Source organism: Streptomyces sp. NPDC088354 (assembly GCF_044753585.1).
Lineage (GTDB): Bacteria > Actinomycetota > Actinomycetes > Streptomycetales > Streptomycetaceae > Actinacidiphila.
In genome coordinates this window covers 1-15028 of sequence record NZ_JBIVNJ010000038.1, presented here as the reverse complement: position 1 = coordinate 15028, position 15028 = coordinate 1, and the positions used below count along the sequence as shown (strand labels likewise).

Here is a 15028-nt window from a genome sequence, read left to right as displayed (position 1 = left end):
GGCCCCCGACATGTGAGAGAGCAAGCACGCATGAGTCTGCGCAACCTGAGCCTGGCCCTCCTCGTCCCGCTCATCTGGGGATTCAACTTCGTGGTGGCGGACGAGGCCGTCCAGGGCCTGCCGCCCTTCCTGCTGGTGGCACTACGCTACGGAGTCGTCGCCCTGTTCTTCCTGCCCTTCACACGGCGGGGCGGCCTGCCCTGGCGGTACATCGTGGCCGTGGGCCTGCTGTACGGAGTGGTGCAGTTCTCCGGCCTCTTCCTCGGCCTCAAGGCCGGGGTGGGCGCGGGCATGGCGGGGACACTCATCCAGGCTCAGGCACTGTTCACCATCATCCTGGCCCGCATGGTGCTGAACGAATCGTTCACCGGCCCGCAGTGGTGCGGGCTGCTGCTCGGCGGCGGCGGACTGCTGGCCATCGCGCTGTCGGGGGGCGGCAACGCCCCGCTCGGCGGTGTCCTGTGGGTGCTGCTCGGTGCCCTCGGCTGGGCGACGTCGAACATCGTCCTCAAGAAGGCCGGAAGCCTGTCCGCCTGGAGGATGACGGTGTGGCAGTCCGTGTCGGTCATCCCCCCGATGCTGCTGCTCTCGGGCATCTTCGAGCACGGCCAGAACGACGCCGTGATCCACATGTCCGCGAAGACCGCGGGAGCGATCCTCTACATCGCGCTGCTGGCCACCGGTCTGGGCAACTTCCTGTGGTACCGCCTGATCCAGCAGGTCGGGCCGTCCCGCACCGCTCCGTTCTCCCTCCTCGTCCCCGTGGTCAGCCTGGTGTCCGGGTGGCTGGTGCTCGGGGAGAAGCTCACCGCGCTGCAGGCCCTGGGAGTGCTCTGCGTGCTGCTCGGGGTCGCGGTGATCGCCCTCGCCCCGAAGGTGACCACCTGGCTCGCCGAGCGGGGCAGGGTGGAGACGCCCGCGGAACTCGACAGCAGCACCCCGTGAGCGGCGGCTGAACCGACAGCGCCGACAAGACGGTCCGCCGTTCGCGGCGGACCCGGCCCGTTGGAGACCGATGCCCGACGTACGGTTTGTGGACAGCGTCCGTGAGGTGCCGGCCGCGGCGTGGAACGCGCTCGTCGAACGCCATGGCGGGTCCGTCTTCCACCGCCACGAGTGGCTCGCCGCCATCGAGGACGCGGACATGGTGCGGGCGGCGCCCCGGCACGCGGTGGTCACCGGCCCGGACGGGCTGCCGCATGCGGTCGCGCCGCTGCTGCACACCGAGTCGTGCCCCAAGCTGGAGATGTTCCGCAGCAGGTACGTCGACGCCGGCATCGCGGGAACCGCCCTGCTCGTCGGGCACAGTCTGTACGCGCAGAGCAGCGAGATCCTGGGCACCGCCGCCCACCGGGCGGCGGTGCTGGACGCGATGGGCGACGTGATCGGACTGCCGGGCCGGGCACCGGCGGTGCTCCTGCCGCTGGTGCCGGGCGATGCCCCGCTCCTCGGTGAGCTGCGGGACCGCGGCTGGGCGACCGGGCTGCTGTCCTGCACCAACATGCTGCCCGTCCGCTGGGACAGCTTCGAGGAGTACCTGGACTGGCTGCCCAGCAGCAAACGCAAGAACATCCGCAAGTCGATGCAGCGCAGTGAGGCGGCCGGAGCGGTGTGCACGGTCGAACGCGGCGGCGCCGACACCACCGCCATGGCCGCGCTGATCCGCAGCACGGCCGAGCACCACGGAAGCCCCCTCTTCTTCGACGAGCAGTTCCTGCGCACCGTCATGGACCGCCTCGGGCCGGCCGCGGTGGTCTTCACCGTGTACGGCGGTGGGCGCCCCGTCCTGGCCTGCCTCGCCCTGGACGCCGGCGGTGAGCTCGCGCCCTGGAGCATCGGACTCGACTACGACTCGCTCCCGCGGTACGGCCAGTACAACTACCTGTACTCCCAACTGGTGCGCTATGCCGTCGAGAACAGGCGCCGCATCGTCAACTTCGGCCGCAGCACGTACTACATCAAGCGCAAGTACGGCTGCTCACTGCGGCCCGTGTACGCCGCCGCGACCGGAACCGAGGAACTGCGCCCGGCCCTGGCCGACTGGGTCGACCGGATCGACACCCACGCCCGCGCGGAGCTGACGGCCGTCGGCCTGCCGCAACCGCCGCGGACACTCCTGGGCATCGGGTGAACCGGCGCCCCCGGTGAGAGCCGCGGGGCAGCACGACCGGCGTCCGGCGGGCGCAGACGCGAACGGAGAGGGGAACAGCGTGAGCAGTGCCGCACCCACGCCGACACCGGCCCCGACGACGCAGGATCCGCGGATCGCGGAGGGCTTCCGGCGGCAACGGGCCCACCGTGCCGCGCTGCCGGCCGGCCCGGCCGACCGCCGCGCGGCCAACGCCGCGGCCGCCGAAGCGCTGGCCGCGGGGCTGCGCACCGCCAATCCCGGATACGCCCGGCTGTGGGACAGTCACACCGGCGAAGGACCGCCCGTGCTCGACAAGACGTTCCTGGCCGGGCACTTCGACGCGTTCGCCGACGGGCTGCCGGTGACCGCCGCGAGCGCCGCGGCCTTCGCGGCGGCACCGTTCCGGCTCGGCAGCCGCTACGACGACGACCACCTGGTCTTCACCTCCTCCGGCAGCAGCGGCCGGCCGCTGCCGGTGGTCTACACCGTGGAGGACTTCGGCCGGACGGTGGAGGCGTTCCTGCACCGCGCCGTACGGGCGGAGCGCCCCGACGCCCGGTCACTGCTCTACGTCGGCCTGCTGGACCGGCACAACGGCGGCAACGCCTGGATGTACTACCTGGGGGGAGCGCTGGAGACCGTGCTCGCCGACGTGTTCGCCGAGCCCGAGCAACTGCTGAAGACCGTGGACGACGTCCGCCCCGACGTGCTCCTCACCCGCCCCCACCAGCTGCACGCACTGGGCGAACTGGCCTCGTCCGCCGGCACCGCGCTGCCGGGCACGCACCTGCTCAGCGTGGGCGAAGCGCTGCAACCCGAACAGCGCGCCGGCATAGCCCGGCACTGGGGGCGCCCCCCGCACAACAGCTACTCGACCGTGGAGACCGGCCCCCTGGGCTACCAGGAGGACCCCTGCGACGACAGCCTGTCGCTCTACGACGACCTCCACCATGTCGAACTGCTCGACACGGCCGGCACCCCCGTGACCGCCCCCGGCGTTCCGGGGCGCGTGGTGGTCACGACCCTCTACCGCCGCACCCTCCCGCTGGTGCGCTACCGCATCGGCGACGTCGCCGCGTGGGCCGACGACACCCGCACCCGACTCACCTTCCCTCTCGGCCGAGACACACAGACGTTGGAGATCCGCACGCGGACCGGCCGCGCCCGGATGCCCGAACTGCCCCTGTGGACGCTGGCCGTGGAGGGGCTGCGGCAGTACCAGGTCGTCCAGATCGCGCCGGACCGGCTGCTGGTGCGCTGCGAACCCGCCGAGGGCGCGCGGTGGACGGTACTGGAGCGCCGGGTGCGTGACCGGGTCACCGAGCTGGTCTCCGGCGAGGCGGGGCTGCGGGACGTCCGCGTCGGCTGCGAACGGGTCGACGCGCTGCTCCCGGACCGCGCCAGCGGCAAGATCAAGCGGGTCGTCCCGCTGTCAGCGCCGGCCCAGGACAACCATTGAGGACCACCGAAGGGATGCTGGACGTGACAACGCCCGAGATCACCTCCGTCGTCGGCGGCAAGCCGCTGTCCACGCACGGCCACGACCCGCGGCTGTACGCGTCGGTGGACCCGTCGCGCACCGACCGGACGGTGGCCTTCGTCCAGCTGGCGGACGCCCGGATCCTCGACGCGGCGTTCGCGTCCGCCAACGAGGCCCAGCCCGCCTGGGCCGCCGTCCCGGCGCCGGTGCGCGGCAGGGTGGTGGCCGCCCTCGGACGCCTGGTGGAACAGAACAAGGAGGCACTGGCGGCCCTGGTCACCCGCGAGGTCGGCAAACCGTACCGGGAGTCGCTCGGAGAGGTCCAGGAGATCATCGACACCTGCGACTTCTTCCTCGGGGAAGGGCGCCGCCTGTACGGCCAGACGGTGCCCTCCGAGATGCCGGACAAGCACCTGGCGACCTACCGCCGGCCGCTGGGCACGGCGCTGGTGATCACCGCGGGCAACTTCCCGGTCGCCGTCCCGTCCTGGTACCTGGTCCCGGCGCTGCTCACCGGCAACACGGTGGTCTGGAAACCGGCCGAATACGCCTCCGCGAGCGCCCACGCGCTGTTCACGCTCTGTGAGAAGGCCGGGCTGCCGCAGGGCGTGCTGAATCTCGTGCTGGCCGACGGGCGGGAAACCTTCGCCGGGCTGGAGCGGGCGTTGGCGGCGGGCAGGGTGCAGAAGGTCGGCTTCACCGGCTCGAGCGCGGTCGGCACCCGGATCGGCGAGCTGTGCGGCCGCCATCTGCAGTCGCCCTGCCTGGAGTTGGGCGGCAAGAACCCCATGGTGGTGTGCGCCGACGCCGACCTCGACCTGGCGGTGCACGGTGCCCTGTTCTCCGGCTTCGGCACGGCCGGCCAGCGCTGCACATCGCTCGGGACGGTGATCGTCCACGAGGACGTCCACGACGCCTTCCTGGAGCGCTTCTCACAGGCCGCCCAGGACGCGGTGATCGGTGACCCGGCCGACGGTGACGTGCTCTACGGCCCGCTGATGGACGACCGGTTCGCCCGCAACCACGAGGAGCATCTGGGCTGGATCCGCGACGCCCACCGGGTCCTCGGTTCGACCGCCACCGGCCGGATCACCGCCGCGGCCCCCCGGTCCGGCTTCCGCGGTGACCCCTCCCGGGGCCTGTACTACCACCCGGTGATCGTCGACGGAGTCCTGCCCGACGACCGGCTCTTCACGGAGGAGACCTTCGGACCGCTGGTCGGTGTGACCACCTTCCGCACCCTCGACGAGGCGGTCGAGCTCGCCGAGCTGCCCGGCTACGGTCTGTCCTCCGCGATCTACACACGGGACGCCGCCACCGCGTTCCGCTTCAGCGGCGCCATACGCTCCGGCATGGTCAGCGTCAACAACACCACCTCGGGCGCGGAGGCTCATCTGCCGTTCGGCGGGAACGGGCGTTCCGGCAACGGCTCACGGCAGTCCGGCATGTGGGTCCTGGACCAGTTCACCCGCTGGCAGGCGGTGAACTGGGACTGGTCGGGAGGACTGCAGAAGGCGCAGATGGACACGGCACAGCTGCGCGGCGAGCCGGGCTTTCTCCTTCCGTGACCGGGGCGGTGAAGGTGCCGGCCCGGCACCAGGTCGGGGGCCCGTAGCCGCCGGATCGGACAGCAGGGCTCTGCCGTTCTCGCGGTCGGTCCAGCTTCGCCGGCCTCCGGTGTCGGGGAGGGAGGGGGAGGGGAGGGGCCATTCAGCCCCTCCCCTCGGGTCCGGCCGACGGGCCCCTCAGTTCAGCCTCACCTCGCCTTCCTCACGGTTTGAGGCCGAAGGCCCGGGTGATGGTCTGAGTGACACCGCCACCCTGCTGCCCGGCGGCGGTGACCCGGAGCGACACGTACTCCGCTGCGGAGGGCGCGGTCAGCGACGCCTGCCACGCTCCCTTCTTCTCCTTCAGCTTCTGCGCGTGCCAGGTCTTTCCGTCGTCGTAGGAGACGTCGAGCAGGACCGAGGAGACCGCGTCCTTCGCGGTGGATCCGCCGACCACCGTGGGCTCGATGGCGATGTCCGTCTTGCGCTTCGCCCGGCCCTGAAGGTCGAGGTCCGTCGTGTAGTCCAGCTGGACCAGGGGGATCGCCTGCGATTCGGTGACCGCGCCGGAGGTGAAGCGCCACTCGGTGTGGGTGGTGGAGGAGTAGGGGCCGCCTGCCGGGTCGCCGGTGGTGTCGACGACCAGCCGGTACGGAAGCCTCTCCGGTGCCACGTCGCCGACGTTGAGGCTGGGGAAGGGGGTCTCGGCCAGTTTCCGGTCGCCCTGGTACAACGCGGTCAAGTGGGTGGACGCGCCGTTGTGCGCGGATCCCGCGTCACCGCCTCCGTCGATGTCGGCGCCGAACCCCCCGTCCGGGAAGCGGTGCAGAACGTCGTCGCTGAGCAGGCGCGGCCGGGTGACGGGACCGAACCAACGGTCCTCCTGCTTGCTGCCCGGCGTGAAGGTCACCGTGTCGGTGTGCGTCGTGTACGAGTTCACCGCGGCGAACTGCTGCCACCGGACACCGTTGCCGGAGACCCAGTCGGTGCGCGTCCCCGCGACGACCGGAGCCGACGGGAACGGAAGGTGCACGGTGCCCGGCCACTGGAGCGAGGACTCGCCCGGGAACTGGTACGGGGGATAGTCGTTCCGCTTCTCGACGCCGGCCTGACCGGGAGCCAGCGCGAAGTCCAGGTCGATCCGGGCGAGGTCGCGGGGATCGGTGTCGGCGGAGGGATCCTCGGGCACCGCGCCGATGTGGTAGTCGGCCAGGTCGTACAGGTATTCGGGCGTGGCGTGGACCTCCACCGCCAGTTTCACCTGCTTCTTGCCGGCCTTGGAGATCTCCTTGATCAGCTCCTCGCCCTCGTCCAGGGTCACCGACGCGACCGGGACCGGCCCGGTCGTCGTGAAGTCCGGCTTGCCGTACCACAGGTCGCCCAGGCGGCCGGATTCCCTGTTGACGACCACGAGCATCGCGGCGCCGGCCTCTGCGGCCGCCGCTTCCTGGTCCGTGGAGACCACGTCGCCGAGGCGGACGACCACGGCCTTGCCGCGTGCCGACAGACCGGCGTAGTCGGCCCGCGAACCGTCGCCGGCGAAGACGGCGTCCAGGTGGGAGGTGCCGTCAGGCAGCGCCTTGGTGCCGGGTTGCAGCAGCGCGTCGTCGAGGTGATGTCCGCCGTACGACACCGCCAGTGGCGTCTGCTCCGCGCGGAACCTGGTGCCGAACGCGAAACTGCCCTTCTTCACCTTGCCCTTGGTCGGCAGGGCCCACAGGCTGTCGTAGGCGACAGGGGGGAACACCGCGTCGAACATGTCCTCGGCGGCCGGGTCGGGCTCGGTCGAGGTGAAGGAGCGCCAGACGTCGATCCTGCTCTGGACGACGGCGGTCGGCTTGGGTGTCGCCACCTTCACCTGGCGGGCCTGCGAGGCGTCGAGCACCACCGTCCGGTCGGACGTCAGATCGACCTCCGGATCGACCAGCACGGCCTCTCCCAGCGAGTGGGGCCCGTGCAGGCCCTGCACGTCCGCGTAGCTGCGGACCGTGTACGTGCCGGGGATCCAGCGGCTGGTGAGCGTCCCGTCCTCGGGTACGTACACACTGGAGTCGGCACCGTTGTCACCCGTGATCAGAACCGCACCGCTCATGGGCCGGCCGGAGCGGTCCTTCAGCTTGATGGTGAGGTTGTGCTTCTCGGGTTCGACGGAGACACCCGCAACCGTGTGCACGGTGACGCGGCCGGCCGGACCGCGGCCGCTCGCCATGACCTGCGCGGAGTACTGACCCGGGGAGAGCCCCTTCGGGTCCACCACAAGCTCGGCCTGCGCGGTCCCGTGCGCCGGCACGGTGACATGGGCGGCGCCCAGCGCGAAGGCCTTCGCGGGAGAGCTGCCCGCGTCGACGGAGAGATCCAGCTTGAGGGGACTGCCCGTGACGTTGGTGTAGGTGATCGTGCGTGAGATCGGCCGGCGGTCCGCCGTGGACGACCAGGGGACCAGTCCCGCGTCCACCGACCCGGTGGCGAAGGCCTCGGCGTCGTAGGCGGAGGGCAGCGCCACCCGGCCGGTGCCGGCCTGGTAGGGGGTGTAGTCGGGGGTCCGCATGCTGGTGCTCATCAAGGTGTTCTTGATGTCCTGCGCGGTCCACTCGGGATGCTTCTGCGCCAGCAGAGCAGCGGCCCCGGCGACGTGCGGAGTCGCCATGGAGGTGCCGTCGAGGTACCGGTAATAGCCCTCGCTCCCGTCGTTGAGGTAGTGCGAGCGCGCTGCCAGCACACCCACACCGGGCGCGGTGATGTCGGGCTTGAGAGCGTCGTCGAGCAGACGCGGCCCGGCGCTGGAGAACGGGGCGAGCACGTCGGACTGGTCGACCGCACCGACGGTGAGCGCGGCGTCCGCGGTCCCCGGCGCTCCCAGGGTGTAGGGGCCGGGTCCTCCGTTGCCCGCGGCCACGACGAAGAGTGCGCCCGTCTCGGCGGTCAGCTTGTTCAGTGCCTGGCTGACCGGATCGTTCTGGCCGTGCCGGGTCGAGTCGCCGAGGCTCATGCTGATCACCTTGGCGTGCTCGGTCCGTGCCGCCCACTCCATGCCGGCGATGATCCAGGAGTCCTGCCCGTACCCCTGGTTGTTGAGGACCTTGCCCACCAGCAGATCGGCCTCGGGGGCGACTCCCCGTTCGGTGCCGCCGGACGCGGCGCCGGTCCCCGCGACGGTCGAAGCGGTGTGGGTGCCGTGCCCTTGGACGTCAGCGGTGCTCTCGCCCGGAATGAAACTCCGGGACGCCACGATGCGCTTCGCGAAGTCGGGGTGCTCGGCGTCGATGCCCGTGTCGAGAACGGCGACGCGGACCCCGGCGCCGGTGCCGCCGGCAGCCCAGACAGCCGGGGCCCCGATCTGCGCCGTGGAGTCGGCGAGGGTGGCCTTTGCCTGGCCGTCGAGCCAGACCTGGTCGACGCCCGCGGTGAAGGGCGGCGCCACCGCGGTGTCCGGCGTGCCGCTGTCCCGGTCCGTCGACGGCTTGGCCTGGTGCCGGGCCGGACCGGTGAGAGCCGACCAGAAGGCGGCAGCCTTCGACCGGTGGGTGCGGACCGCTTCGCCGTGGACGGCGGGGAGGTTCAGCGTGGTCTCGGTGCCCGGAAGCGCTGCGTCGGGCTGGGTGGTCCTGCTCTTCGCGGCACCGTCCGCGAGGGTGGCTGAATCCTTTGTGTGGGTGAGGATCAGCGGGAGTTCACTGGTGTGCTTGTCGTCATAGCCCTGGGATATGAGCTGGGTGACGTTGAAGAGCTCCTTGTCGAGCCGACCGGCCGCAATGTAGGTCGTGGCCTCCTCGGGGTACACGTAGGTGCCCGTGCCCTCGGTGGACACGCGGACCGAACCCGTCGCACCCGGTGCGCGCTTGACGCTCACCTCGGGAGCCGTCCCGGCGGCTCCGGGAGTCACCGTCACCTTGTCGCCCGTGATCAGTGTCACCGTGGCCGGCGCGTGGGGCGTGCTGTCGCTCGGGGCCGTCGGCGCTGTGGGCGATTGCGTGAGAGCAGCAGCACTGTGGGCCGTGACAGGCGGCACTAGAGCGACGAGAAGAGCGACGCCCGCATACATCGCATGTCTTCGGGGATGGGAGAGCCTCACAGTAACTCCGGAGTTGATGAACGGCTGAAGAGATCAGCCCTGCGCGGAGTAATGTACTGGGCTCGAGTTGCCTGAATTCACACCAAGTTGACATGTAGTCGACGTTGTTTCCGGGCGTGGCACGACCGATGACACCACGCTTCTACCAGTGGCCCGCGCAGGCAGGTCACCCCTGATGTCGGATTGTTCCGGAAGTTATGTCAGGGACACCGTCCCTTTTCGTCACGACTGTGCAGGTTGTGCTCGCCCCGCACTCGATTCGCAACCCTCCCGTACCTTCTCATGGGAGCCTCGATGGCTGGGTTGTGGCCGTCTCACACGCTGTCAGTGGGAATTGACAGGCAACCGAATGGACTCGGGGAATTTACATCCCACCATCATGACGGGCCCATGGCTTGCGGATCGTGAGCAGGGCCTCGTCGTTCGCGTGATCGGCCGGGCACGATCACGTGACGCCGGCGTATGCGCGTCAGCAGGACACGGAGCGGCGGCGGTACGGCCGAGGTCCGCCGACCGCCCCCTGGGGGGAGGTTCGGCGGACCGTCGGCATGACGCGCTTGCGGGCGCAAGAGCGCCGACGTGCCAAGGCCGCGGCCGCTACGACCGCTTCAGAGTGACGTTGTGAGTGACGGTGACTGCCTTCTGGAGCCGCACCGTGGCCACGGTCGGCCGGTAGCCGTCCTTGGCGACGATGACGGTCAGCGGGTTGTCACGGGTGTCGAGCCACAGCCCGAAGGTGCCGTCCGGACGCGTCGTGAGCGTGTGGGAGCCGGCCCAGCTGTCGATCTGCACGGTCGCGCCGGGCAGAGGGGCCGTGCCTCCCGTGGCGGTCGCCCCGAGGATCGTTCCGCTGATGTTGCCCCACGTTCTCGGCGGGCTGACGTGCAGGGAGACGGGGATGTCGGGCAGGGCGTAGGGGGTGTCGGTGAACAGTGCGAGCCGGGCGCCGAAGTCGCTGGGCTGTGCGACCTCCAGCGCCGTGGTGTCGAGGGTGAGCGTGAGCTGCGCCTTCTGACCGGGGGCCAGGGTGATCTTCTTGGTGGACTCGCCGAGCCAGCTGACCTCCGACAGTCCCACCCAGTCGTAGCCGGGCAGGAGCTCGACGGTGGTGGTGGGGGAGAGCTCGTAGGCGTCGACCGTGCCGCCGACCTTGTAGAAGCCCGTCGCGCCGCCGCTCCTGAACGTGCTCGTGTTGGCGTGGGGCAGGGCGTCCCACGTGGCGGTAGCGGGGTCGAGGGCGAAGCCCTGGTTCGTGAGCTGACTGTCGTCGGTCACTCCGCTGGAGATCAGCAGCAGTCCGTTGGCCGCGGTGCACGCCGCCCCCCACAGCGGGATCGGCATGTCGGGCAGCGCCGACCACGTGTCCGTCGCGGGGTTGTAGACGTACGCGGAGGACACGGCGACGGCGCCTCCGCTCTCCCCGCCCGCGCAGTAGATCCTGGTTCCGATGGCGGCGCAGGACTGCCAGGCGATGGGCTCCGGGTACGGGGCGATCTCCGACCAGCGGTTGGCCCGGGGGTCGTAGACGGATGCGTCGGTCGTGCCGCAGCTTGTGGCCGCGCAACCGCCGATCGTGTACAGCTTGCCGTCCAGGACGGTGCTTCCCGATCCGGCGTAGGCCTTGGGTGCCTTCGCGCCGCTGTTCCAGGTGTTGCGGACTGGGTCGTAGATGTCCAGGCCCGGGTCGATGCCCCCCGTGCTGCTGCCCCAGCCGCCGGCGGCGTAGAACTTGCCGTCGATGAAACCGTGGGCGGGCGCGCGGCGCGGGTGCGGGGACGAGGTGAGCCGGGTCCAGGTTCCCGTGTCCGGGGTGAGACGGTACAGGTCGCCGGTGTCGTCCTCGCCGTCGTACCCGTAGGCCGAGTAGACCTTGCCGTCGTAGGTGTCGACGGCGTTGTCCATGATGGCCGTGGGCAGGTCGGCGACGGGCTTCCATGCGTCACCCGAGGGCCCGGCCGCGGCAGGGGCGGCCGCGCGCCCGGCGGTCCGCGTCGTGCGGCCGTCGATCTGCGCGGAGTGGCCGTCGGTGCCGGACGACGGGAGCAGGCGCTGGGTGACGCGGTGGAGAGGTGCGCCCTGGTCGGTGCCGCCGGAGCCCGCCCGTTCCGCCACCGTCAAGGTGGCCTGCGCGCCTCCGGTGTTGGTGACGGTCAGTTGGTGCGTCGCTCTCTTGCCCAGGATCGCGGTCGCCTCGATCGGGTCGGTCGTCAGGGACAGTTGACCCGCCGCGAGTTTCCACGACGAGGCGACGACGGTGTCGGCGCGGGCCGTGACCGTCCTGGTCCGCTCGGTGTAGCGCGGTGTCGATGCCGTGAGGGCGTGCCGGCCCAGAGGCGCGGTGAGCGTGAAGAAGCCGTCGCCGAGGTTCGGGTCGTCGGGTGTCGCCGCCGTGATCGTGCTCAGGCCCGGCTCGTCGCGGGCGGTGACGGCGGCGGATGCCAGCCCCGTCCCGGTGTTGGCGTCGGTGACGGTTCCGGTGATCAGTCCGGACGGTGCGGGGGTGAGTTCCCGGCCTCCGATGACGACGTTGTCCACGGCCCACCACAGGGCGTACGAGGCGGTGTAGTGGAAGCGCAGTCTGACCGAGGGCTTGCCCGCGTACGCGGCCAGGGGCACGTCGAGGTGCGTCGGGCCGGCCGCGTCGTCGGTCAGGGAACGGACGTTCTTCCAGGTCCTGCCGTCGTCGGTGCTGGCGTCGAGGTCGGCGGTCTGACCGAGGAAGGGCACGAGGTCGGTGTCGAAGGCCAGCTCGGGGGCCGCGACGCCGGTGAAGTCGAACCGCGGACTGACCATGCTGGAGTCCTGGGTGGCCGGGTAGCCGTAGTGGTCGCTGTCCACGACCGCGAAACCGCCGTCGCCTCCGGTGGTGTTGGGCCGCGATCCGGGATCGTCGAACGCCCAGCCGCCCTGGGTACCTTCGGCGTTGACGACCGACCAGCCCTCGGGCGCGGAGTCGGTGGAGGTGAACTCCTGCGTCGGGCCGGTCAGCCGCGGCGCGTAGGTGGGGGCGCCGGCCGACCAGACGTCGGCGGGTACCGGGATGTCGAGCCTCTGCGCCGACGTGCCGGCAGCGAGGTGCCGGGCGACCTCCTCGTAGCCGGGGAGGGAGGTGGTGATCCGCAGGGTGTGCGCACGGTTCTGGGGGAGCGTGACGCTGTACACGCCGGTGGTGGGGTCGGTCCACACCGGGCCACCGGGCGAGCCGTCCACGACGATCTTGGCGTAGAGCGGCCAGCCGTGCCCGGAACCGTCGGTGACCTTCCCCGTGATCGTGCGGCTGGGCACCGTGTGAAGCGCGTAGCTCCTCGTCAGCGCGGCCCCGTCGGCGATCACAACCTCTGGTGTGGATATGGTCGCGTAGCCGAAGGCCTCGACGTCGATGTCGTAGGTTCCGGCCGGCAAAGACAGCGTGTAGGCCCCCCGAGGCGTCGGAGTGCACCACGACGTCACCGCCCGATATCGCGGCACCGGCCAGCGGCTCGCCCGTCTCGGAGTCCGTCACCGTCCCGGAGACCGCCCCGCGCGGTCCGCCGCGGAACGCGCCCAGGCCGCGTGGAGTGCCGAGTCCGGTCGGCCCGTCGTATCCCGGCCCCGCGGTGCACAGATAGGACGGGTCGCACTCGCCGTTGGACCCACTGGTCACATCGTTGAGGCCGCTGTCGGCGGCGTAGGGGTAGGAGTTGGGGTAGCTGTCGGCCGCCGGCGTTCCGGCGGCCGCGTAGACCCCGGCGATGATCGGCGTGGCCGCGCTCGTCCCTCCGTAGACCTGCCAGCCGCTCTGCCCGTAGGTCTGGTACACCGCCACCCCGGTTGCCGGATCGGCGACGGCCGAGACGTCCGCGACGGTACGCCGGGGGCAGCCGGTGTCCTTCTGGAAGGCCGGTTTCGCCTGGTAGGCGGAGCAGCCCGAGCCGGTGCCGTCGTTCCCGTTGCTCCAAACCGACTCCGACCAGCCGCGCGGAGCGCTCGGGTCCCGTGCGAGGGAGGTGCCGCCGACCGAGGTGACGTACGGGGAGGCGGCGGGATAGGGGACCCCGTAGTTCAGGTCGCCCGACGCGACGACCATGGCGACACCGGGGTGGTCGTAGTGCGTGTCGGTGGTCTCGGCGGGGTCCTCACCGCCCCCGGGATAACTGTCGTAATACGAACCGTAGGAGTTGGAGACGAACTTGGCGCCGAGCGCGACGGCCTGGTCGACCGCGGCCCCGAGGTTCTCGCGGTCGGCGCTGTCGGCCTCGACCAGGAGGATGCGCGCGTTCGGTGCCACGGCCGAGACCATGTCCAGGTCCAGCGAGATCTCGCCCGCCCATTCGGGATCGGGCTGGGGGTAGTCGCTGCCGCCGCGCTGGTCGACCTTGCGGAAGCAGCCGTTGTCGGTCGTGCAGGCCGGCAGTCCGTACTGCTGCCGGTACACCGCTAAGTCCTGCTCGGCGGTGGGGTCGTCGTACGCGGCGACCACGGCGACGGTCTGGCCCCTGCCGCCGTTGGACGGCAGGTCATAGGCGCTCCGCAGGTCCCCGGCGCCGTATCCGGCCGGCTCCGCCGCCCGACTGGCGACCGCGAGGTCCGTGCGGCGCAGGGCGAAACAAGCGAATTCATTCCTCTTCGGCGTGGAGCAGGAGGGCTCCGTGGACAGGCCGTTGTCCCTGGCGGTGTCCGCCACCGGGCGCGTCGCGCCGGTCGGCGTCTGTGCGGCGGCCGACGCCTGCGTCCCCAGCATGGTGAGCACCGCAAGGCTCAGCACCGTCAGGACCGCCGTAACTCTGTGCCGCCCGCATCGCGTGAGCTTTCGTGATATGAGCAAGTAATCGTTCCCGTCTGGCCGGTGACACCTGATCCGCTGTGCAGACAGCGGGCCGAATGAATCCATTCACTGCGGGCTCCATTAGTGATCCACTGCAGATGGCTGTCAATACGGCGCGCAGGCCTGATCGGGCCACTGGGGGCTGTTCGCACGTGTCCTTCGAGGCCACTTCGAGCAGGCGCCAACCCCCGGGGGTGGGTTGCCGGATTCTCGACCCGGCTCGTCCCGCGGCGACGGCGCGATGACCGCGCCGGCGCCTGGGACGCCGTCCCAGGTGGACTCGTCCCGGTGCGCGATCGATTCCGTCAGCGTGCGGGCCCTCAATGGGGGCGGCTGACGGAACCGGATTCGACGGACCGCGGTGAGGGGACCGACGATCCAGCTCATCGTCGACCGCTCACGGCCAGACCCCGTCCCTCAGAGGCAGTCGTGGCTCAGCAGCCCTCGGGGTGCGGCCGGTCGTCATCACCTCGGTAGGTGACGTGGACATGGAAGTGCTGCGACTCCTGATACCGGCCAAGATTGGTGATCACAGCACAAGCGCCGTACTGGGCGGAGACCTTCGCCGCGACCTCGCCGACCACCATCATGACGTCGGTCAGCAGCACCGGGCCCTCCTCGCCGAGATCCGCGAGCGAAGGGACGTGCGCCTTGGGTACCACCACGATGTGGACGGGATGGGACGGTCGCGTGTGCTCGAAGGCGAGCACCGTCTCTGTCTCCGCCACCACTGTGACGGGCGTGAGTCCGGAGAGCGCTTGGTCGCAGTAGAAGTCGGAAACCGCAGGGGTGCTCACCGGATGCCACATCCTCACGCGTGGGAACCAATGCCTCATAGGGTACTGACGGGCAGTCCCATCTAGACGAGTAAGTCCTATGTGCTGGGCCGACGATCAGGCATGAACAGAGGGTGTTCAAGATCATGTTGTGACGCAAGACCTGAACACCCTCTTGACCGCACTGTACGTGAAGATCGACGACGAGCTGGGAGGAC

General features: G+C 70.6%; 7 protein-coding genes and 1 pseudogene. 4 read left to right on the top strand and 4 right to left on the bottom strand.

Going from position 1 to position 15028, the window contains the following annotated elements:
• Positions 1-30 precede the first annotated feature (30 nt).
• From ACIP98_RS34595 to ACIP98_RS34580, 4 genes are all read left to right on the top strand, one after another.
• Positions 31-945, top strand: a complete 915-nt coding sequence (locus ACIP98_RS34595; protein ID WP_319660974.1) for an EamA family transporter — start codon at positions 31-33, stop codon at positions 943-945.
• 70 nt (positions 946-1015) lie between these two features.
• Complete coding sequence (locus tag ACIP98_RS34590) at positions 1016-2131, top strand: GNAT family N-acetyltransferase (protein ID WP_319660973.1); 1116 nt, start codon at positions 1016-1018, stop codon at positions 2129-2131.
• A gap of 79 nt (positions 2132-2210) precedes the next feature.
• Positions 2211-3590: an AMP-binding protein gene (locus ACIP98_RS34585; RefSeq protein ID WP_319660972.1), complete on the top strand. Its 1380-nt coding sequence runs from the start codon at positions 2211-2213 to the stop codon at positions 3588-3590.
• 14 nt (positions 3591-3604) lie between these two features.
• Entirely contained in the window at positions 3605-5179 is a 1575-nt protein-coding gene (locus ACIP98_RS34580) for an aldehyde dehydrogenase family protein (protein ID WP_401979902.1), read from the top strand.
• Between the two features lie 202 nt (positions 5180-5381).
• Here the strand turns inward: ACIP98_RS34580 and ACIP98_RS34575 are convergent, their stop codons facing one another.
• From ACIP98_RS34575 to ACIP98_RS34560, 4 genes and pseudogenes are all read right to left on the bottom strand, one after another.
• Positions 5382-9071: a S8 family peptidase gene (locus ACIP98_RS34575; protein WP_401979901.1), complete on the bottom strand. Its 3690-nt coding sequence runs from the start codon at positions 9069-9071 to the stop codon at positions 5382-5384.
• A 756-nt stretch (positions 9072-9827) separates the two neighbouring features.
• Positions 9828-12632: a kelch repeat-containing protein gene (locus tag ACIP98_RS34570; protein WP_401979900.1), complete on the bottom strand. Its 2805-nt coding sequence runs from the start codon at positions 12630-12632 to the stop codon at positions 9828-9830.
• Between the two features lie 367 nt (positions 12633-12999).
• A pseudogene (locus tag ACIP98_RS34565) lies at positions 13000-13509 on the bottom strand (S8 family serine peptidase); the annotation flags it as partial.
• A gap of 959 nt (positions 13510-14468) precedes the next feature.
• Positions 14469-14831, bottom strand: a complete 363-nt coding sequence (locus tag ACIP98_RS34560) for an HIT domain-containing protein (protein WP_319660967.1) — start codon at positions 14829-14831, stop codon at positions 14469-14471.
• Positions 14832-15028 lie beyond the last annotated feature (197 nt).

Coding starts and splice junctions, on each gene's coding strand:
- ACIP98_RS34590 (WP_319660973.1), top strand. CDS start 1,016: ATGCCCGACGTACGGTTTGTGGACAGCGTCCGTGAGGTGCCGGCCGCG.
- ACIP98_RS34595 (WP_319660974.1), top strand. CDS start 31: ATGAGTCTGCGCAACCTGAGCCTGGCCCTCCTCGTCCCGCTCATCTGG.
- ACIP98_RS34580 (WP_401979902.1), top strand. CDS start 3,605: ATGCTGGACGTGACAACGCCCGAGATCACCTCCGTCGTCGGCGGCAAG.